The organism is Microcoleus sp. FACHB-SPT15 (assembly GCF_014849525.1).
GTDB classification, from domain to species: Bacteria; Cyanobacteriota; Cyanobacteriia; order Cyanobacteriales; family Coleofasciculaceae; genus Symplocastrum; species Symplocastrum torsivum.
This window is the reverse complement of record NZ_JACJNU010000070.1, coordinates 286,581-305,899: the sequence shown is the minus strand read 5'-3', so window position 1 is coordinate 305,899 and position 19,319 is coordinate 286,581. Positions and strand designations below refer to the sequence as shown.

18 protein-coding genes are annotated in these 19,319 nt (G+C 46.0%); 13 read left to right on the top strand and 5 right to left on the bottom strand.

The genetic code is table 11. From position 1 onward, the window contains the following. The first annotated feature begins 148 nt into the window (after positions 1 to 148). The 3 genes from lptB to H6F98_RS31615 all read left to right on the top strand — a co-directional run bounded on the left by lptB (position 149) and on the right by H6F98_RS31615 (position 3,283). A complete protein-coding gene (gene lptB, locus H6F98_RS31625; protein WP_192222694.1) occupies positions 149 to 877 on the top strand; it encodes an LPS export ABC transporter ATP-binding protein in 729 nt (242 codons plus the stop codon). A 57-nt stretch (positions 878 to 934) separates the two neighbouring features. Next, positions 935 to 2,101: an LptF/LptG family permease gene (locus tag H6F98_RS31620; RefSeq protein WP_242058783.1), complete on the top strand. Its 1,167-nt coding sequence runs from the start codon at positions 935 to 937 to the stop codon at positions 2,099 to 2,101. Between the two features lie 105 nt (positions 2,102 to 2,206). Further along, entirely contained in the window at positions 2,207 to 3,283 is a 1,077-nt protein-coding gene (locus tag H6F98_RS31615) for a hypothetical protein (RefSeq protein ID WP_192222693.1), read from the top strand. 194 nt (positions 3,284 to 3,477) lie between these two features. Here the strand turns inward: H6F98_RS31615 and H6F98_RS31610 are convergent, their stop codons facing one another. Further along, positions 3,478 to 4,905: an NADP-dependent isocitrate dehydrogenase gene (locus H6F98_RS31610; protein WP_192222692.1), complete on the bottom strand. Its 1,428-nt coding sequence runs from the start codon at positions 4,903 to 4,905 to the stop codon at positions 3,478 to 3,480. A gap of 894 nt (positions 4,906 to 5,799) precedes the next feature. Between H6F98_RS31610 and H6F98_RS31605 the strand changes: the two genes are divergently transcribed. From H6F98_RS31605 to H6F98_RS31590, 4 genes are all read left to right on the top strand, one after another. Continuing rightward, on the top strand, positions 5,800 to 6,516 hold the full coding sequence (locus tag H6F98_RS31605; protein WP_192222691.1) for a response regulator transcription factor: 717 nt from the start codon (positions 5,800 to 5,802) through the stop codon (positions 6,514 to 6,516). A 55-nt stretch (positions 6,517 to 6,571) separates the two neighbouring features. Next, positions 6,572 to 7,069, top strand: coding sequence for an adenylyltransferase/cytidyltransferase family protein (locus H6F98_RS31600; protein ID WP_192222763.1), 498 nt, complete (start codon positions 6,572 to 6,574; stop codon positions 7,067 to 7,069). Between the two features lie 101 nt (positions 7,070 to 7,170). After that, on the top strand, positions 7,171 to 7,902 hold the full coding sequence (locus tag H6F98_RS31595; protein ID WP_192222690.1) for a GUN4 domain-containing protein: 732 nt from the start codon (positions 7,171 to 7,173) through the stop codon (positions 7,900 to 7,902). Positions 7,903 to 8,222: 320 nt separating this feature from the next. Further along, on the top strand, positions 8,223 to 9,764 hold the full coding sequence (locus H6F98_RS31590) for a GAF domain-containing protein (protein WP_192222689.1): 1,542 nt from the start codon (positions 8,223 to 8,225) through the stop codon (positions 9,762 to 9,764). A gap of 194 nt (positions 9,765 to 9,958) precedes the next feature. Here H6F98_RS31590 and H6F98_RS31585 read toward each other — a convergent pair whose 3' ends face one another. The 3 genes from H6F98_RS31585 to H6F98_RS31575 all read right to left on the bottom strand — a co-directional run bounded on the left by H6F98_RS31585 (position 9,959) and on the right by H6F98_RS31575 (position 11,722). Continuing rightward, positions 9,959 to 10,507: an NUDIX hydrolase gene (locus tag H6F98_RS31585; protein ID WP_192222688.1), complete on the bottom strand. Its 549-nt coding sequence runs from the start codon at positions 10,505 to 10,507 to the stop codon at positions 9,959 to 9,961. Positions 10,508 to 10,561: 54 nt separating this feature from the next. Next, positions 10,562 to 11,116 carry a 2-amino-4-hydroxy-6-hydroxymethyldihydropteridine diphosphokinase gene (gene folK, locus H6F98_RS31580; protein WP_192222687.1) on the bottom strand — a complete coding sequence of 185 codons (555 nt, stop codon included), beginning with the start codon at positions 11,114 to 11,116 and terminating at the stop codon, positions 10,562 to 10,564. Between the two features lie 156 nt (positions 11,117 to 11,272). Further along, a complete protein-coding gene (locus H6F98_RS31575) occupies positions 11,273 to 11,722 on the bottom strand; it encodes a CAAD domain-containing protein (protein ID WP_192222686.1) in 450 nt (149 codons plus the stop codon). 323 nt (positions 11,723 to 12,045) lie between these two features. Here H6F98_RS31575 and H6F98_RS31570 point away from each other — a divergent pair, with 323 nt between their 5' ends. The 4 genes from H6F98_RS31570 to H6F98_RS31555 all read left to right on the top strand — a co-directional run bounded on the left by H6F98_RS31570 (position 12,046) and on the right by H6F98_RS31555 (position 16,293). After that, the gene (locus H6F98_RS31570; protein ID WP_192222685.1) at positions 12,046 to 12,951 is read left to right on the top strand and encodes a WD40 repeat domain-containing protein; all 906 of its coding nucleotides are present in this window, start codon (positions 12,046 to 12,048) and stop codon (positions 12,949 to 12,951) included. 123 nt (positions 12,952 to 13,074) lie between these two features. Further along, positions 13,075 to 14,436 carry a serine/threonine-protein kinase gene (locus tag H6F98_RS31565; protein WP_192222684.1) on the top strand — a complete coding sequence of 454 codons (1,362 nt, stop codon included), beginning with the start codon at positions 13,075 to 13,077 and terminating at the stop codon, positions 14,434 to 14,436. Positions 14,437 to 14,467: 31 nt separating this feature from the next. Further along, positions 14,468 to 15,097, top strand: coding sequence for a type I restriction enzyme HsdR N-terminal domain-containing protein (locus H6F98_RS31560; RefSeq protein WP_192222683.1), 630 nt, complete (start codon positions 14,468 to 14,470; stop codon positions 15,095 to 15,097). Positions 15,098 to 15,099: 2 nt separating this feature from the next. Next, positions 15,100 to 16,293 (top strand): IscS subfamily cysteine desulfurase, encoded by a 1,194-nt coding sequence (locus H6F98_RS31555; protein WP_192222682.1) that lies wholly within the window; start codon positions 15,100 to 15,102, stop codon positions 16,291 to 16,293. 49 nt (positions 16,294 to 16,342) lie between these two features. Here H6F98_RS31555 and H6F98_RS31550 read toward each other — a convergent pair whose 3' ends face one another. Next, positions 16,343 to 16,519: a hypothetical protein gene (locus H6F98_RS31550; protein WP_192222681.1), complete on the bottom strand. Its 177-nt coding sequence runs from the start codon at positions 16,517 to 16,519 to the stop codon at positions 16,343 to 16,345. A gap of 221 nt (positions 16,520 to 16,740) precedes the next feature. Here H6F98_RS31550 and H6F98_RS34305 point away from each other — a divergent pair, with 221 nt between their 5' ends. Further along, the gene (locus H6F98_RS34305) at positions 16,741 to 16,872 is read left to right on the top strand and encodes a hypothetical protein (protein ID WP_277927632.1); all 132 of its coding nucleotides are present in this window, start codon (positions 16,741 to 16,743) and stop codon (positions 16,870 to 16,872) included. A gap of 214 nt (positions 16,873 to 17,086) precedes the next feature. Beyond that, on the top strand, positions 17,087 to 19,201 hold the full coding sequence (locus tag H6F98_RS31545) for an Rne/Rng family ribonuclease (protein WP_192222680.1): 2,115 nt from the start codon (positions 17,087 to 17,089) through the stop codon (positions 19,199 to 19,201). Positions 19,202 to 19,319 lie beyond the last annotated feature (118 nt).

Sequence of the window (19,319 nt, the reverse complement as noted above, 5' to 3'; positions counted from 1 at the left end):
TTGTTTGTTAACGGTTGACTATTGACCGTTAACTTTGTTAGTTATCAGAACGTGGGTAAACGGGTAGGCAGAAGCTCTCGGAGCATTCAAGCGCGAGATGCACAACCGCTTATCCGCTTAACTAACAGAGCCTAAAGAGGTAGCGTTCTTGAGAATCGTATTAGAGAATATCCATAAATCCTATGGCAAGCGAACAATTGTCAATCGTGTCAATGTTTCCGTAGCTCAAGGGGAAGTGGTGGGGCTACTCGGACCAAATGGTGCTGGGAAAACGACAACGTTTTACATCGCAACAGGACTAGAAAAACCCAACTTGGGTACAGTCTGGTTGGATGATCTAGATATCACAACGTTGCCAATGAACAAGCGAGCGCATCTGGGCATTGGCTATCTCGCTCAGGAAGCTAGTATCTTTCGGCACCTGAGTGTACGGGATAATATTCAACTCGTGTTAGAGCAAACGGGGGTACCGCGTCAGGAGTGGCGGATGCGGCTGCATAACTTACTGCAAGAATTTCGCTTGGAAAAAGTTGCGAATACTCAAGGAAATCAAGTGTCAGGGGGAGAACGGCGACGAACTGAACTGGCAAGAGCCTTAGCCTCTGGAGTAGAAGGGCCAAAATTTTTGTTCTTGGATGAGCCATTTGCTGGGGTTGACCCAATTGCTGTAGCAGAAATTCAAAAAATCATAGCAGGATTACGCGATCGCCAAATGGGGATTTTGATTACCGACCACAACGTTCGAGAAACCCTAGCAATCACTGATCGAGCCTACATCATGCGAGATGGGCAAATCCTCGCCTCTGGCAGTGCTGAAGAACTTTACAACAATCCTTTAGTACGGCAGTATTACCTGGGTGATGAGTTTCAGCGATAAAGATTTGACACTCCAAACTCCTCAACTCACAACCTTAAAAAGCCCGACGCTTAAGCAATGACATTCGGTAAATCTCAGCCCTTTATTTCCTTGTTTCCTGGCTTATCAGTCATGGATCGGTACCTTACCGCCCAACTAATTCAGCCCTTACTCTTCGGTATTGGGGCATTCTCTTCTGTTGGTGTTGCCATAGGTACCCTCTTTGATTTAGTGAGGAAAGTTACCGAGTCAGAAATCCCTCTGGCAATTGCAGTACAAGTGATGCTGCTGAAGATGCCGGAGTTTATCTCCTATGCCTTCCCGATGTCAATGCTCTTAGCCGCACTGATGACCTACTCTCGATTGAGCAGTGATAGTGAGTTAGTTGCTCTACGCAGTTGTGGAATCAGTGTTTATCGGCTTGCCGTACCTGCCATAGTTTTGAGCTTAGTCGTCACCGGGATGACGTTCTTGTTCAACGAATTAGTGGTTCCTGCTGCTAACTATCAAGCCTCTACTACCTTAGACAAAGCCCTCGATGAGGAAAAGCCAGACTTCAAGGAAAACAATATTTTCTATCCCGAATATGGAGAAGTCACTCAGCCCGATGGTGAAAAAATTCGCGCACTGAGGCGTTTATTCTATGCCGACCAGTTTGATGGCAAGGAAATGAAAGGTTTAACCGTACTTGAGTGGTCTCAGGAAGGGCTTAACAAAATCGTCACTTCTAAATCGGCAGTTTGGAATCCGACTCAAAATGCTTGGGATTTTTTCAACGGCACGATCTATCTCATCTCTCCCAACGCTTCCTACCGCAACATTCAACCCTTTGAAAATCAACAGCTCAAACTTCCTAAAGCGCCTCTTGACTTGGCAACTCAAAGCCGTGGCTTGGATGAGATGAACATTGCCCAGATTTTGGATTATCGAGAGATTGTCAAGCTGGGTGCCGATGAGAAAAGGCTCCTCAAGGTCAACGTGCGCCTTCAACAAAAATTCGCTTTTCCCTTTGTCTGCCTGGTTTTTGGGATAGTTGGGGCGTCGCTAGGAACTCGTCCTCAACGCGCTGGTAGAGCCACAAGTTTTGGTATTAGTGTGATAGTAATTTTTGCGTACTACTTATTAGGGTTTATGTCTGGAGCATTTGGTCAGCTCAATATCCTCTCTCCCTTTATGGCAGCTTGGTTACCAAATTTCTTTGGTTTAGGAGCCGGGGGATTTTTGTTATTCAAAGCCGCTCAATAGACAAAGCAATAAGTGTCAACAGTCAAAATAAGAATCCCACATCTTTAGGCGTGCGCGTGTCAAAGACTCTACAATTTGTGTAGAGTTCAGCTGAAGGCTTGTGCGATGTCATTTCCTAATCACCATCCTGCTTACCTCCGCTATCTCAAAGCTCGACTAAAGCCATTCAAACGACCAGCATTTTGGGCATCAGCTTCAGGGCTTTTGTTAGTGCTGCTCTTTACGTGGGAGTACTGGAAAAACCCAGAGTCGTTCAGTATCCTTGGCGGGGCTTCAGTGACTGGTTCAAATACTCCAGACGTTAAACCAACACTCCCTGCTGAAGAACTCGCCGCCATTACAACTGACATCGATAATTCTTCAGTGTTTTTGGAAGAATTTAATCGTACCAATGCTTTATCGTTAACGACTGCATCCAACCAGAAGCCTCAAACCTCAAATACAGGGGGATTGTTTACTCAAACCCTGCCTCAGACAGAAGTAACTGACTCCAATCCTGCCTCAAACAGCCAAACCTTGTCACTCAAGCCGCAGCAGACAGCAAACACGACTAATCCCTTTGCTAAATCTGCTCAAGGACTTTTAAATCCTAGTTCAGTTTCTGAGAGTGTCCTGTTTACGAATCGGAACCCAACTAATCAACCGTCTTCCTCGACAGGCACAACGGCTGATTCTCCCTTGGGGTTCAACACTAGCCCAGGTACAGTCTCGGTAAGCCCGCTACAAAGTGCCCTTGACCGAGTTGCTGCTACTAATGCTCTTCGTGCGACTAACGAGACTCAGACACCCACTAATATCCAGAGACAGGCTTCACCAACTACAACCTATCAAGGACAAACGACTTATCCAGCAACAACTGTACCTGGAACAACTGGCTACTCTGTTGCCCCTACAACGCCCCCAAACTCCTTTACCTATCTGGTGCCCCCCCAACCAACTACCAATGTGCCAGGGGCAATACCAACGACACCCGTAGTACCGACAACAGTGGGTAGCTATGGGCAATACTCTACCCAACCACCAAGTCAAGTTAACGGAATGACTAACCCTGGATTTAACTCAACGCTGACTAGTCCAGGCTCACAACCAAGTCAACTGAGTCAACCGACCTTCACCACTCCTAATCCAGTTCCAGGGCAATATATTGGCGGAGGTCAGATTAACACATTCTCCAATCCTTAGACCTTTGCGACGAAAGTTGCCCACCAGTTCTAAAAGCAGGGGAAGTAACCTCTGTAGGGGGGCACAGCTGTGCCCCCCTACCCTACATTAGGAACAATGAGCCTTTTTATATAGCAAGGGAAGTCTTCATGAAAACCCTCACCTCTTTCCCTTGAACTCTCAAGAGCAAAATGCAACTTGAAGGTACGTTAGCTTTAGCGATCGAAGTGCTTGATGATTGCCTCGGCAAACTCTGAACACTTCAATGGTGGTTCAACGGGAGGCTCCATTAAGCGGGCTAAGTCGTAGGTTACTTCTCGATTAGCGATCGCACCACCCAATCCGTTCTTAATCAAATCAGCCGCTTCCTGCCAGCCCATAAACTCCAGCATCATTACTCCTGACAGAATCACAGAACCAGGGTTTATCCGATCTAACCCTGCGTGTTTTGGGGCAGTACCATGTGTTGCCTCAAAAATCGCACAAGTGTCACCAATATTCGCCCCTGGCCCCATCCCCAAGCCGCCCACAATCGCGGCGGCAGCATCAGAGATATAGTCTCCGTTCAGGTTCATTGTGGCGAGAATTGAGTATTCATCCGGTCGAGTCTGGATTTGCTGAAAAATACTGTCAGCAATCCGGTCATTTACCATCACCTTTTCTTTCCACTGACCACTGCCATGAGTGTCCCAAATCGCCTTAAGGACAGATTCCACCTCACCAGCAATATCAGCACGTTTCTCTGGTGTCAGGGCATCGTAGCCCGGTTCAATCTGACGGGCATTCTCTTCTAGGCTTATATCGGGATTGCGCTCTTTGTTGCTAAGAATCCAAGACTCCCGTTCCGTAACACACTCCGCCCGAAACTCGTTGACAGCAAGCTCATACCCCCAGTCACGAAAAGCACCTTCGGTGTACTTCATAATGTTGCCCTTATGCACCAAAGTCACCTGTTGCTTGCCTTTCGGTAGCCGTAAAGCGTGCAGCATGGCACGGCGTACCAAACGTTGGGAGCCAGTTTTACTTATTGGTTTAATACCAATTCCAGAGTCCAGGGGAATCTGCTTTTTCCCGTGTTCTGGCGTAGCAGGTATCAAGTCTTCATTCAGAAGGGCAATCAGTTTATTACCAATTTCGCTACCTTGACGCCATTCAATACCCAGGTAAATGTCTTCTGTATTTTCTCGATAGATAATGACATCGAGCTTCTCAGGGGTTTTGTGGGGAGAAGGTGTTCCTGGATAGTACTTACAGGGACGGACACAAGCATAGAGGTCATTAATTTGTCGTAGGGCGACATTCAATGAGCGAATACCACCCCCAATTGGGGTTGTTAATGGCCCTTTAATCGCAATGCCATAGTCTTGAATCGCTTGTAACGTATCTTGAGGCAAATATTGGTAAGTGCCATATTTCTCACAAGCTTCGTCACCAGCATAGATTTTAAACCAGCTAATGCTGCGCTTGTCACCATAGGCGGTTTGGACAGCAGCATCAATTACCTTCTGAGTAGCAGGCCAAATATCAACACCTGTGCCATCTCCACGGATAAAGGGAATAATCGGATTGTCGGGAACGATGGGTTCACCATCTTTGAAGGTAATGCGAGAGCCTGTATCGGGTGGTGTGATTTTCTCGTACATAGAGCAGTTTGGTTAAGTCAAGGTTAGCGTCAGCAGTCGTTATTCAGGAAAGTTAGCAGATCTCCTACAGAAGGAGGAGCTGAATTAAGCTTTTTTCCAGATAAGTCATCACGATGACGCTGTACATCATCACGAACATTAAATAATGGCGTAGAAGCCTTGTCATCTTTGGTAATGCGAGGAACACTTAGCTATCCGTCAGTGAAACATTTGGCTTTTGAGGCTAGATATCAAAGAACTGTTACAGAATGTTTGAATAAATTGAGTTTGTTTAAGGATTTGTTGTTCTGTGCCATTAGTTATGAGCTAGCCGTGAAAAAACAAAGGTTGCTTAATGATAAGGCTCCCTGACACAGAGTATCCGTCTTTAATCAGATGCTGCTCTGACTTAGATATGCGTCAGTTTTGAAGGCTTTGGTGCAGCTAAGGATTTTGTCAAAGCGTCAACGACAAGGGAATATACAAAGCCTTGCTAAACAGGTACAGCTTTTAGGCACGGCTTGCAATCAGCCATTATGCTGAAGTAGGGCATCTAAAGTAGACGTTAGTGGCAGCGCTAGCTCTTGCCGGACTCAGTTCAGCGTTAGTCAGCGCGATCGCACTCTTCAAGAGCAGGGTGCTTGATTTAGCTAAGGCGACCTTTCCTTATTGAATCGCCCAGCCCTCGTCAGGTATTGCTGCAGCAAACGCTTCACGAGCGTTAGTTCTTTCCCGGCTAAGTCGCGTACTAGTTTAGACTACTTACCGCTAGCTCTTGGAGGAGCGGCTACGCTAAGTAAAGTTATGGTGCTTAGCTTATTGCTTCTCTCTAAAACCCTAATCCCAAACGCACAAGATAAATTGCTTCTCCCTAGTTAAATTGGGATTTGGCAGGAAAGGTGGCTCCAGAAGAATATGAAAAAGATTTTAGTGGTTGACGACGATAGAACAATGCGAACTGTCTTGACACGCTACCTCGAAAATCGAGGGTACCAAGTTGAACAGGTCAGTTCTGGAGTTGAAGCCTTAGTCGCTTTTGCCAAAAATCCACCTGACTTGGTGGTTTCTGATGTCATGATGCCAGAGATGGATGGTCTAGAATTTTGCCGCCGACTACGAGCTACTCCCTCTGGTCAACTGATGCCATTTATCTTTTTATCGGGTAAAGGAGAATTAGAAGACCGAATTCATGGTCATTCAATTGGAGCGGATGATTATTTAATCAAACCTGTTGACCCTAGAGAACTAGTTGCCAAAATTGAAGCCCAGTTGGAGCGATCGCGTCGAATTCATTCGGAGATTGTCCGGTTGATGCAGATGACTGTTGGAACCTCCCCTCCCCAGCTAGAGAATGAATCCTCAACCCCAATCCCAGAAGAGGGAGCCTTAATCACGAGTGCCGAGACAACACCAACCCCTATCCGCTTACCGTTGACACCCGCAGAAGAGCGAGTTTTTTGGGAAGTGATTCAAGGGTTAACGAATAAGCAAATAAGCGATCGCTTATTTATCAGCCCTCGCACCGTTCAAACTCATCTCAGTAGCATTCTTAATAAACTAGGAGTGGAGAATCGCGCTCAACTCATTCGCTTTGCTTATCAAGAGGGGTATCAATATCCGACTGAAAGGTAAGACAGTGAATGTATAGAGAAAAAGTGACTCCTCCAGACTGATGACGAATGACCCAATGATTCCCTGTGTCTATAGCTTAAGTGAATTACAACATGCGATCGCAGCATCCCCTGACCAGTGGCGACCCCTAGTATTTACGAACGGCTGCTTTGACCTGCTGCACGCGGGTCATGTACGCTACTTACGAGTTGCCAAATCCTTGGGGCGATCGCTCGTCGTGGGGTTAAATAGTGATCAGTCAGTAAAAACGATTAAGCCCAACAAACCAGGATTTCCTCCCCGACCCCTCGTTCCCGAAGCACAACGGGCAGAAGTTCTCGCAACTCTCAAACCCGTAGATGGTATCGTGATTTTCTCTGAAACCACAGCCACTCGTTTAATCCAGGCACTTCAGCCAGACATTTATGTAAAAGGGGGAGACTATAGCCAGTCAACGCTACCAGAAGCACCTGTTGTTCAAGCCTATGGGGGACGGATCGAATTAGTGAAAGTGGAAATTCCAACCTCAACCACCGCACTTATTGACCGTATCCTCCATACTTCAACTGAGTAAGCCAAAGGAAATGGGAAGAGGGAAAAGAGGTTATTAGTTCTCCGTTGTTGCTTATTCCTATCTAACAACCAACAACTAACAACTAACCAACAAGTCGCTGCATGACAGACCAAACGACTGCCTCAGTATCAGAAGCTTCTACTAAGATTGCCGAGCTAACGCGCCAGCTCCAGTCTAGTTCTGAAAAAAAACAACTTCAGGTCATTCCAGAACTGGTCAGCACGGGTGCTGCTGGCTTAGAAGTCTTGATGGAATTTTTAAAGGAGCAGTCAAACCCTGCTAACCTTACGGCTGGTGTTGTCTACCAAGCCCTCTATGATGCTGACACCCCAAGCACAAGAGAGTTTCTACAAAACCATTTCCCGACTGGCGTTGTGCCTTTGCGTTCCGAAGGCGGCATTGATTACACAACCCTGCAACAACTGCTCGTTAAGCAAGACTTTCTTGCCGCTGACCGACTTACCTTAGAAAAACTCTGTGAGCTAGCAGGTTCAACCGCCCTTCAAAGAAAGTGGCTGTACTTTTCGGAAGTAGACAACTTTCCAATTGCTGACTTGCAAACCATTAATACTCTTTGGTTAATTCACTCTCAAGGTAAATTTGGCTTTTCTGTTCAGCGGGAGCTTTGGCTTTCTTTGAGCAAAAACTGGGAAAAGCTATGGCCTAAAATCGGCTGGAAGACTGGAAATAATTGGACTCGATACCCCAATGAGTTTACTTGGGATCTCAGTGCGCCCAGAGGTCATCTACCTCTTTCCAATCAGCTACGAGGCGTGCGGGTGATTGCATCTCTACTCTCTCACCCCGCTTGGACAACCAAAAGTGAAAATTGACAAAGAAAGACAGGAGGCAGATGGCAGAGGGCTTTTCGGCTTGCTTTTATGCCCAATTGCCATCTGCCTTCTGGCACCCGAAAGGGAGCAAGGGTATCAAGCCCCCTCCAGATCTTTGAATTGGAGGCTCCTAATTGGGTAGGGTCTGAATCCCCTTCCAATTGGTTCCATAAAAGCCGTCTGCCTTCTTCAACCAAGCGATAACTCTTGCATCAATAATGTTTGTTCTGAACATTACTAGGGAACGCTATATATAGTGATTCACACTTCAGGCTTTCTGAGTTTGTGATGCAAGCAGTGATATGGGGGTAAGGGTTGTTATGGCAAACCCAGAAAACAGAATTTTTTGTCGGCTTGATGGGTTGACACCGGGCGCACGAGAACAAAAACGACTCGCGACTCTTAGGGAACTCGATTTGCTCGCCGTTGAGACAGTCGCTTTGTTTGATGAAGCAACTCAGATAGCCGCTCGCTTTTTAGATGCACCAATCTGCATCTTGGGCTTTATGACGCTAGATCAGCTACAGATTAAATCAGCAGTTGGTTTATCAACAGTTGGGTTGATGAATCCACTAGCACAGTTGCGTCAGTTGCCGCGCCAAGAGAGCTTTTGTACTTATGTGGTTGAGACTCATCAGGTTTTAGCGATTCAGGATACAAGGACTAACCCCGTATTTAGCAGTAGTTTGCTCGTTCAGCACTATGGTGTTTCTACTTACCTTGGTGCGCCACTAGTGGCAGCGGATGGTCAATGCTTGGGTACATTGGCTGTAATGGATTGGGAGCCTCGCGACTTTACCACCAGGGATAAAGAATTTTTGGCGATTACAGCTCGTTGGTGTATGAGTGAATATGAGCGGAACCATGTTTTGAAAGAGCATCCTACTAGCTCTCTTCAACGGCTATCTAAACCGTCGCTCACAGAACCTGACAACCAAGAGCAGAAGCCTAATTTTATAGCTGATAGCTGGGGAGTGAATAGTCTTTGTGATCACTTCTCCTCAATGGTTTCGCTTAAGGTCAAGCTACTAACTCAGCTAACACAGGAGCTGCGTACCCCATTAACCTCTGTTATGGGGATGGCAAGTGTACTCAATCGCCAAGTCTATGGACCTTTAACTAGTAAACAAAAAGAATACTTGGAAATTATCCATCACAGTGGTCAGCATTTGGTCTCGCTGGTTGATGAAATTGTTGCCCTTAATGTTTTGGATGAAATCAGTGAGCAACTCGATCTCACCTCTGTAGATATCGATATGCTCTGTCAGCAAGCCATTCATAGCTTGTTCAAGATAGCGAACCAACGGCAGCAACAAATACGGTTGTCGGTAGAGCCTGGAAGTCGTATCTGGTTGCTGGACAAAAACAAGGTGCGGCAAATACTCTATCATCTGGTCTTTAGCGTGATTCACTCAGCACAGACAGGAAGCGAGATTCGTATCCATGTCTCGCGTAGAAACGACAAACTGAATATTGCCGTTTGGGTGTTTCATCCCTGGCTAGGAGACAGTTTACCGGGAATCTACGAGGGTATCGCTTCACTATCAACAACAGACAGCGCTACTGGGTCTGATATTTTAGAAACTTCACTAACGATGGACAAGCTCAAAAGCAGTGAATTTATAGGGAGTGATTACCAGCTACCTGATAATCCGCTATACTCCAGCCTTGCGGAGTGGGCAACCTTAGCTCTGACGCAGGAACAAAACCAGAAGCCCTGGAATTATGATTCCCGTGAAGCTCTAGGGCTTTTACTAAGCTGCAAGCTAGCGGAACTCCACAAGGGACAAATTTCTATAGAAGGCTCTTTAGAGTCAGGATATCGCTATGTTGTGAGTTTGCCTCAGTTGGAACTACCTTAGGAAAGGTTATAGCCGAGAGTGCGAAATTTGGATGAAAAATTAAAGGCTGAAGAATCCTTTTTTTTATTTTCAATGCTGTATTTTTATCTATACCGATTCTCAGTAGATTGAGCCACTCCCGCGTTTATAAAACGTGGGATTCAGGCATCAGGCAGAGATTGCAGTCTGGGAGTGTCTAACATCTCTTTTTTATTTTATTTGAGGAAGGGACGTGCCAGGAAAAAGCTGGAAATGGTCTTGGCATCTATCACTTCACCATCAAGGATTGCTTGTTCTAACTGCTCTGGGGTCATCAAAACGTTTTCCATATCTTCATCAGCGTCCTGACTAGGAGGTGCTTCAAGCTTTTCTAAATCCTGAGCGAGAAAAGCGTAGATGAATTCATCCGAATAACCTGGTGCGACAGGAAATTCACCGAGTTTTTGCCATTTGTTGGCGTGGTAGCCTGTCTCTTCTTCAATTTCTCGCTTGATCGTTTGAGCCGGGTCTTCGTTGGGTTCCACAGTACCCGCAGGAAACTCCAAAATCCGCCCTTGAATAGCAAAGCGGTACTGTCGCAGCAGCACCAGTTTGCCGTCGGGTGTCACAGGAACGGCAAGTGCGCCACCAGGGTGACGAATACATTCCCAATCTCCCTCAACTCGATTAGGCAGACGGAGGGAGCTAACTTCAAAATTAAACTTACGACCTTGATAGATTAGGCGTTGTTTTAGCAGTTGTGGGGGTTCGCGACCTGAAGCCATAGGAGAGATTAAAAGGTTAGATGTTGAACTAAAGCATGAAACACTAATGAACCTTTACAAGCGGTAGACTCCAGAACAGTCTAAATTTTGGACAAGTTGTGCGATCGCTTTTCCAGAAATCGGTTCGACCCAATTCGGAGCAATTTCTGCTAAGGGAACTAATACAAACGCTCTCTCTCTCATCCGAGGGTGAGGGAGTTGAAGGGTAGGACTGTTTAGGATTAAATCATCAAACAGGAGTAAATCGAGGTCAAGAGTTCTTGGCCCATTGCGTTCTCGGCGTACACGACCAAATTGAGCTTCAATCCTCAGTAAGGTTTCTAACAGTTCCTGTGGCGTTAGCTGAACGTCCAGTAGGGCGCAACCATTTAAATAATCTGGTTGGGGTGGTCCGACAGGCGCTGTTTGATACCAGCTAGATTGAGCTTCTAGAGTAATACCTGCTGTATCAGCCAACACATTGAGGGCATTATTAAGAATAGTCAGGGAGTCGCCCAGGTTACTACCCAGAGCGATCGCACTTAGCACACGCTGCACTGAAGCACCTTGTGTCTCTTGGGCTAAAGCCTTTCGCTCTTGCTTTGAATCAGTGAATTCTAGAGATTTCATGAATGATCAAGGCGGACGACACCGACTACTTGAGGAAATAAAGGCAGGTTCAGGCAAATATGAGCCTAGTTCCTGCCTGTAAATGCCATGATTCTCCCCCTGTTGGGTTTAAGTTTCGTGAATGATCAAGAGTAGGACGTTCAGGCTGTTTGCCTCTTAACTACCTGTACCAAAAACTTGCTCTTTGAGATTCTGAAAGTCCTGAGATAATTCTTGGCGGCTGGCAGCGCTGAGCAAGTAGCGATAAACGAACCAAGTTGTGTAGGCTAAGCCAATCAGCTCCAAAGTCGGGGCAATCAAAGGAATATCATCAAGCGCATCTAGCAAAGCCAGTGTCACTTTGACTGTAATCACAACAGCCAGGATTAGACCAACCGTTCCCAGAGGTCCTTTGTAGTTTGAAAAAAACTGTGTGACGTAACGTGGCAGATCTTGGAGAAACGCAGCGATACGTTCACCATACTCCTGCCACTGGTTACTAGAGGTGCTTACAGAAACCGTTGCAGGTAGTAAACGCTCAGTTTCTCCTTTGCCTTCTAGAATCTTGGGCATATCCGTGTCACTGGGGTATTCAGAATAGCCGCTTTCTTCAATTTCAGGATTCATATCGCTTCTTGGGAATAACAACTTAAAACTCTTTACTGGGTAGTGTCCCTACTAACAGCACTAACAGCAGAACATTAGCAGTCTTTTAGGAGGATGCTGTTACATAAGGGACATAATGAACACTAAAGCAGAGTATGTACCCTTCAGTTTCAACCTGATAGTAGAAAACTCCGTACATCTATAGACCTATTTTCCGTGCTGAAGGCTGTAGCTTAGAAAGCAGAAGATTTTTTCTCATTTTTGTCGTGTCAGCGGAATATCTGGCAATGCATGGTCATTTCCACGAGCGAGTTGCCGCGATTCATAGATAGCAGAGCATATTGATGGAACCAGAACAGACTATATCTGCATGGCGACTTGCACCTAGCACTTTAGCAGCATGGCTGGTTGCACCTAGCACTTCTGTGTATTCTCTAGCGATAACTCCCAATGGACAAACGTTAGTTAGTGGTGGTTCACACCGAGCGATTTGGGTCTGGAACTTTCACACTGCCCGACAACAGCACCTGCTGAGGGGTCATTCTGATTGGGTTCGTTGTCTCGCCGTTAGCCCGGATGGACAAACGATTGTTAGTGGCAGTTTGGATAAAACGATTAAGGTTTGGGATTTAAACAGCGCTAGAGAAATCCGTACCCTTAACGGTCATTCGGATGCTGTCTATGCTGTTGCCATTAGTCCAGATGGAAAAGCGATCGCTAGTGGCAGCAAAGATACGACGATTAAGCTATGGGACTTGAAAACTGGGCAGGAACTTCGTACCTTCACCCATCACTCCGATTGGGTTTATTCAGTTGCATTTAGCCCAGATGGACAAAACCTCGTTAGTGGTTGTGCTGATGCCACGATTCAAGTTGGAGACAAAGGTCTGCTGAGAGGTCATACCGCTAGTGTGACATCTGTGGCAATTAGCCCCGATGGAAAAACAATCATCAGTGGCAGTATCGATGAAACGATTAGGGTGTGGGATTTTGAGACAGGTCAAGAAATTCACACACTGACAGGACACGTTGGTGGTGTGACATCCGTCGCCATCAGTCCCAATGGGGAAAGAATCGTGAGTGTCGGTAATGACAAATTGGTTAAGGTATGGGATTTGAAGACAGGGAAAAACGTTCACACCTATACGGGTCATCTAGAGGCGATTTTAGCCGTCACGATTAGTCCCGATGGAAAAGCGATCGCTACTGGTAGCCGTAACGATGTCATCAAGATTTGGGTAATGCGGTAGCGTGTTTATTTGAGGCACATCTCATCGTAGGGTGCTGCGATCGCCTCTAGTCCTACTTTCCCCCTCAGTGAACATATTGCTAAGGCTACACTAGCAATCAAAACCTTGTTATAGCTAGACCTGATGAGCCTGTGCATCAACCCCCACTGCCAAAACCCTGAAAATTCTGATAGTTTGCTACGTTGCCAAAGCTGTGGTTCTGAATTGCTTTTGGAAGGGCGTTATCGAGTGATGTGTCTGTTGGGGGAAGGCGGTTTCGCTAAGACTTATGAAGTGAGCGATCGCACCAGCATCCCCAAAGTTCTCAAAGTTCTCGGCAAAAATCAACCCAAGCCTGTAGAGCAATTTCAGCGAGAAGCCCAAGTCTTAATTCGGCTAAATCATCCAGGAATTCCTCAAGGAGAGGAATACTTCACCTTTTTCCCTCAAAACAGTCAAGAGGCAGTGCATTGTCTCGTGATGGAAAAGATTGAGGGAGAGAATTTGCAGGAGTGGCTGAAAAATAGAAACAATCGCCCAATCAGTGAAAAGCTAGCAGTCGATTGGCTAACTCAACTGGCAAACACACTACACGAGGTACATCAACAGCAGCTTATTCACCGAGATATTAAGCCATCGAACATCATGCTGAACCTAGATGGACAGCTAGTGTTGATTGATTTTGGCATTGCACGAGAAATCACTGAAACATACGAGCAAAAACAAGCAGCAGGACAGGGAACGAGAGTTGTTTCTGATGGCTACTCTCCACTAGAGCAAGTCAATGGTCGTGCTGTTCCGCAGTCAGATTTTTTTGCATTAGGTCGTACATTTGTCCATCTGCTTACTGGAATACATCCTCTTGACCTTTGCGATCCGTATCGCCATGATATCTATACCGATGAGTTAGAAAACTGGCGTGACAAAGCCTCTCAAATTTCTTCACTGCTAGCAGATTTTATTGACCAACTCATGGGGCGTCCAATTAACAAGCGTCCACCTGATACACAGACAATTTTGCAGCAGCTAATAGAGATTGACCAAACCTTACATCCACGGAGATTATCTAGACCAAAGCCATCTAACCCATTAACTACACTTAGCGGACAAAATATTTCTCTAGAGCGCACTCTTAGCAATTGGTACTCTTCTGGGCACTCTGGCACTGTTTGGTCTGTAGCAATCAGCCCAGATGGACAAACGTTAGTTAGCAGCAGCCTAGACAACACTATAAAAGTATGGAATCTGAATACTGATGAGGAAATTTATACATTGAGTGAGGATTCAGACGGTGTTTATGCTGTCGCAATCAGCCCCAATGGGCAGACATTTGTTAGTGGCAGTAATAACGGAAAAATTAAAGTGTGGGATTTAACCACTGGGGAAGAGATTTATACACTTAATGGGCATTTTAGCCAGGTGAATGCGCTTACATTTAGTACAGATGGAGAAATTCTGGTTAGTGCAAGTGAGGACAGTACAATCAAGGTGTGGAAAATACAGTAAAATTCTACTTCCTCTATCTGGTTAAAACATTATGGTTCAACTAATTCCAGCTCAAGATATTAACCTCAGCCAACTAACAGAACTATTTGGCTTAACAATCACTGCTGATGAGCAATTTTTTACTGAGTGGATGGACAACCTGCCTGAACTCACTGACATAGAGAAACAACAACTAGACCGAGTTAAAAGTAACTATATTAGCTTAGTAAATCGCCATACTCTATCAGAAAATATGGTGAAGATGGTAGTTTTAGAGCATTTACTATATTTAGCAGATTTTTATAGACTTCCTTTTGATGTTAAAGATGAAAAATCAGTAGAAATTTCAGTACCAGATGAAGATAAAATCATTCGAGGTCGCCTTGACTTCCTCGTTTTTAAGAATCAGCTATGGTTAGCCATTATCGAATCTAAGAATGCAGCTATCTCTCTCCGAGGAGCTATACCTCAATGTCTAGCTTATATGCTGAATAATCCTCAGCCTCAACGACCAATTTTTGGCTTGTTGACAAATGGCGATGATTTTGTATTTATAAAATTAACTCAAGCCAATACGATTCAGTATGCTTTGTCTGATAAATTCACGCTTTGGCAGCAAGGGAATGAACTATATAAAGTTCTGAGTATATTAAAAAAACTGGGTCAACTTATTAGCGAATAGCAATGTCTCATCGACCTATTTACCTTGATTATCACGCAACAACACCTTTGGATAAACGGGTGTTAGAAGCGATGCTGCCTTACTTTACTCAACATTTCGGTAATCCAGCTAGCCTTAGCCATGCTTATGGTTGGGAGGCAGAAGCGGCAGTAAAACAAGCAAGGCAAATTCTGGCAGATGCTATTCATGCAACGCCGGAGGAAATTGTCTTTACAAGTGGTGCCACAGAAGCAAACAATCTGGCGATTAAAGGGGTAGCAGAGGCTTATTTCAGCAAAGGTCGTCACATGATCACGGTACAAACCGAACATAGTGCAGTTCTCGACCCCTGCCGCTACTTACAAACACTAGGTTTTGAAGTCACATTTCTGCCTGTAAAAAAGGATGGACTAATTGACTTAGCCAAGTTGGAACAGGCGTTTCGTTCTGACACGATTTTGGTATCAGTGATGGCAGCAAATAATGAAATTGGGGTGTTGCAGCCATTGGCAGAAATTGGGGCAATGTGTCGCCAGCATCAGGTACTATTTCACACGGATGCGGCTCAAGCTCTTGGTAAAATTCCTTTGGATGTGGAGGCGATGAACATCGACTTGATGTCGCTGACGGCTCACAAAATCTACGGCCCAAAAGGTATTGGGGCACTTTATGTCCGTCGTCGTAACCCTAGAGTTCAACTAGCACCTCAACTTCATGGTGGAGGACATGAACGAGGAATGCGTTCTGGCACTCTCTATACACCTCAGATTGTTGGGTTAGCCAAAGCAGTGGAACTGGGATTAGAAGAACAAGAATCGGAGTCTCAACGCCTTTTGCAATTACGGGAACATTTCTGGAATGCGCTTAGTCCTTTAGGGGGCATCTACCTAAATGGTCATCCAACTCAACGATTATCAGGAAATCTTAATATTAGTGTCGAAGGTGTTGATGGTTCGGCGCTGTTGTTGGGGTTACAACCAGTAGTCGCCGTTTCTTCTGGCGCGGCTTGTTCGTCGGCGACGGTGGCTCCTTCCCCTGTTTTATTGGCATTGGGGCATTCTGAGTCTTTGGCTTATGCCTCAATACGCTTTGGGATTGGGCGCTTTAATACGACAGAAGAAATTGATCAGGTGGCTCAACATGCGATCGCAACAATTCACTCACTTCGGCAATCTCAAGCCACCACTTCTAATCGAATCTCAAATCAAGTAAAGTAGTGATTGAGGGATCAGCCGACTGCCGTTGGAGCAATACGGTCGCAACTACCTAATTGATTGAGTTGAGTGGCATCTGATTAACACTGCCCTCAGATACACCATTCATCAAAGCCGTTGTGGATAGACGTTGCACCGGGTTCCGCCCGTGTAAACTAGCATATAAATGCTGCCATGCAACTAATTGCTCCTCGAAACTTTCTACTCGCGTGTTATCTTTGAACCGCAAGCAGACTCCTGTTATAACTGTCTAAAGGTTAGCAGTGAGATGAATCGCAGACGGGATGTAGTGCTATCATCTTCTCAATCATTAAAGATGCCGGATTTAGTGCAATAAGACGCATCAAGAGTTCCAAAGCCATGCCACTCTAATGAGTAAGCACGAATTCGGCAAAAGCATCCAAGACATGATTACCGTGGGGCAGACGGGATTTTAAGCCTGTGGAGAGAATGACCTGTAGTATCTGGGAACACCTTCAGATACTGAGTAAACTCAAGGAAGCAGGAAAACTCAGCAGTGATGTTGGGATTCGCCTACTACAGCCGCTAGGCTTGGTGGCGGAAAAATGTCAACCTGTGTAAAACGGCATGGCATTGGCTACCAATTGCATGGCGTAGGAGTTGACCAAAAAGAGTGGCAGTGCAGTTAGTCACTCGATGGTCACTTTCATTCGGTTCTCGTTATTTCATTTCTAAGTGAAGCTAAAGTTTTCACATACACAGTTATCTTGGGTAGCCAAAGCAAAGGGAGAAAGCCTTAGTGCCTAAGTGTGCTGCCAATTTTTGAGGAAATTGAATGCCAAAGCAAATTATTATTGCGGAGCAACATCGACTTGCTGCCGTTTTTTGGGAAGATCAGATTCAAGAGCTAGTGGTGGCTACAGGTAGTCACCAAGTTGGTGATATTTATCTCGGCGTTGTTGAAAATGTCTTACCTGGGATAGATGCGGCTTTTGTAAATATCGGGGACTCCGAGCGGAATGGTTTTATTCATGTCACTGATTTGGGTCCTTTGCGGCTGAAACGCAGTGCTGGTGCGATTACCGAACTGCTGACCCCTCAGCAGAAAGTCTTAGTACAAGTGATGAAGGAGCCAACGGGCAATAAAGGTCCTCGGCTCACTGGGAACATCAGTTTACCCGGTCGTTATTTAGTCATGATGCCTTATGGACGGGGTGTCAATTTATCCCGACGGATAAAGAGTGACAGTGAGCGTAACCGTCTTAGAGCGCTGGCTGTACTGCTCAAACCCGCTGGGATGGGATTGTTGGTGCGAACGGAAGCGGAAGGCAGAGCGGAAGAAGCCATTATTGAAGATTTGGAAGCGCTGCAAAAACAGTGGGAAGCGGTTCAGCAAGAGGCAAATTCCACCCGCGCACCCGCATTACTCAACCGAGATGATGATTTTATTCAGCGTGTCCTGCGCGATATGTACACGGCAGATGTGAATCGGATTGTCGTCGATTCTCACACCGGAGTAAAGCGGGTCAAGCAGCATTTGGTCAGTTGGAGTGGAGGACGTTCGCCAGAAGGGGTTTTGATTGACCATCATCGCGATCGCCTACCAATTCTTGATTACTTCCGTGTCAATGCAGCGATTCGAGAAGCGCTTAAACCAAGAGTTGATTTGCCTTCTGGTGGATACATCATCATTGAGCCAACAGAAGCCCTAACGGTAATTGACGTTAACTCTGGTTCATTTACGCGATCGGCAACCGCACGAGAAACCGTTCTCTGGACAAACTGCGAAGCCGCCACAGAAATCGCCCGTCAACTGCGTTTACGCAACCTGGCCGGTGTAATTATTGTTGACTTCATTGATATGGACGCACGGCGCGACCAGTTGCAAGTGCTAGAACACTTCAACAAAGCACTGAAGGGTGACAAAGCTAGACCACAAATTGCTCAGCTTTCCGAGCTTGGCTTAGTCGAACTGACTCGCAAGCGGCAGGGTCAGAATATCTACGAGTTGTTCGGTCAACCCTGCCCTACCTGTGGTGGTTTAGGACATCTCGTGCGTCTCCCCGGTGAATCTGATCGCCAAGTCCGAGAGCTTGCGGAGCCTTCTGCTATCCCGTTGGTGGCTAGAGAAACGCGGCTGCCCGATCTTTCTGATCCGCTCGATTTTGCTCCAGTTGATGATAACGAGGAAAACGACCTTGTGCATCATCCAAGCTACCAAGAGCGAGGATTAGCTAATAATAAGAACCGCCGTACCCGTCGCCGTCGTTTAGATGAACCAGTAGCCAAGGAAGAATTCATCCCGACGAAGGTCAACCCTCGCATTATTTCTGTACCTCAATCGAGGTCGGAGCCAATGCTAGAGCCGGATAACCTTAGCGAAGTGGCACGCGACAGTGTACAAACCACTCCCAAGGAGGTAGGAGTAACAGGACGTGGTTTGGTAACAGAGTCACCAATAGAACGAATTGCAAAACCTCAACTGATCAAGGCTCCTAGAGAGATCGAACCACCGGAGGTTATTGCTATTGAGATGACCCCAGAGGAACAAGATGTTTATGCGTTGATGGGAATCTCTCCTTTGATACGCTTAAACCGAGAGGTCAAAAATCCAAAATCGGTAATTCTCTCTGTGGTACTGCCCGGAGAATCCAACGACGCTGAGACATTAAACGAGGCATCTGTAGAATCAGCTAGTGAAGCTTCTACACTACCCTCGGCTACTGATGACGGCGAGACTTCTCCAATGTCAGTAACACCTTCAGGTGAGGCAGCAACTCTAGATGAATCGCCAAGTTCAGCTCAGGTACTTGTAACATCACCGACTGAGGTATCTACGACAGAAATATCAACAGAGCCAACCGATGAATTAGACGGCAGCCGTCCAATTATTCGTCGCCGCCGCCGCCGATCTTCAGCCGTAGAGGGTGATGATTCGAGTGCCTTATAGTAAGGGCGAAGCGCTATTGTAGACAATCTAGTGCTGCTATGCGGAAGTCAAAAGTCAAAAGCTTTATTTCTAGATTGTTGAGCTTGTTTCAGATAGTAAGCTCATTTGAATCGTGAGT

Bases quoted from the DNA above. Each gene is read 5' to 3' on its own strand.
- H6F98_RS31620 (WP_242058783.1), top strand. From the start codon at position 935: ATGACATTCGGTAAATCTCAGCCCTTTATTTCCTTGTTTCCTGGCTTA.
- H6F98_RS31615 (WP_192222693.1), top strand. From the start codon at position 2,207: ATGTCATTTCCTAATCACCATCCTGCTTACCTCCGCTATCTCAAAGCT.
- H6F98_RS31610 (WP_192222692.1), bottom strand. From the start codon at position 4,905: ATGTACGAGAAAATCACACCACCCGATACAGGCTCTCGCATTACCTTC.
- H6F98_RS31605 (WP_192222691.1), top strand. From the start codon at position 5,800: ATGAAAAAGATTTTAGTGGTTGACGACGATAGAACAATGCGAACTGTC.
- H6F98_RS31600 (WP_192222763.1), top strand. From the start codon at position 6,572: ATGATTCCCTGTGTCTATAGCTTAAGTGAATTACAACATGCGATCGCA.
- H6F98_RS31595 (WP_192222690.1), top strand. From the start codon at position 7,171: ATGACAGACCAAACGACTGCCTCAGTATCAGAAGCTTCTACTAAGATT.
- H6F98_RS31590 (WP_192222689.1), top strand. From the start codon at position 8,223: ATGGCAAACCCAGAAAACAGAATTTTTTGTCGGCTTGATGGGTTGACA.
- H6F98_RS31585 (WP_192222688.1), bottom strand. From the start codon at position 10,507: ATGGCTTCAGGTCGCGAACCCCCACAACTGCTAAAACAACGCCTAATC.
- folK (WP_192222687.1), bottom strand. From the start codon at position 11,116: ATGAAATCTCTAGAATTCACTGATTCAAAGCAAGAGCGAAAGGCTTTA.
- H6F98_RS31575 (WP_192222686.1), bottom strand. From the start codon at position 11,722: ATGAATCCTGAAATTGAAGAAAGCGGCTATTCTGAATACCCCAGTGAC.
- H6F98_RS31570 (WP_192222685.1), top strand. From the start codon at position 12,046: ATGGAACCAGAACAGACTATATCTGCATGGCGACTTGCACCTAGCACT.
- H6F98_RS31565 (WP_192222684.1), top strand. From the start codon at position 13,075: ATGAGCCTGTGCATCAACCCCCACTGCCAAAACCCTGAAAATTCTGAT.
- H6F98_RS31560 (WP_192222683.1), top strand. From the start codon at position 14,468: ATGGTTCAACTAATTCCAGCTCAAGATATTAACCTCAGCCAACTAACA.
- H6F98_RS31555 (WP_192222682.1), top strand. From the start codon at position 15,100: ATGTCTCATCGACCTATTTACCTTGATTATCACGCAACAACACCTTTG.
- H6F98_RS34305 (WP_277927632.1), top strand. From the start codon at position 16,741: ATGACCTGTAGTATCTGGGAACACCTTCAGATACTGAGTAAACTCAAG.
- H6F98_RS31545 (WP_192222680.1), top strand. From the start codon at position 17,087: ATGCCAAAGCAAATTATTATTGCGGAGCAACATCGACTTGCTGCCGTT.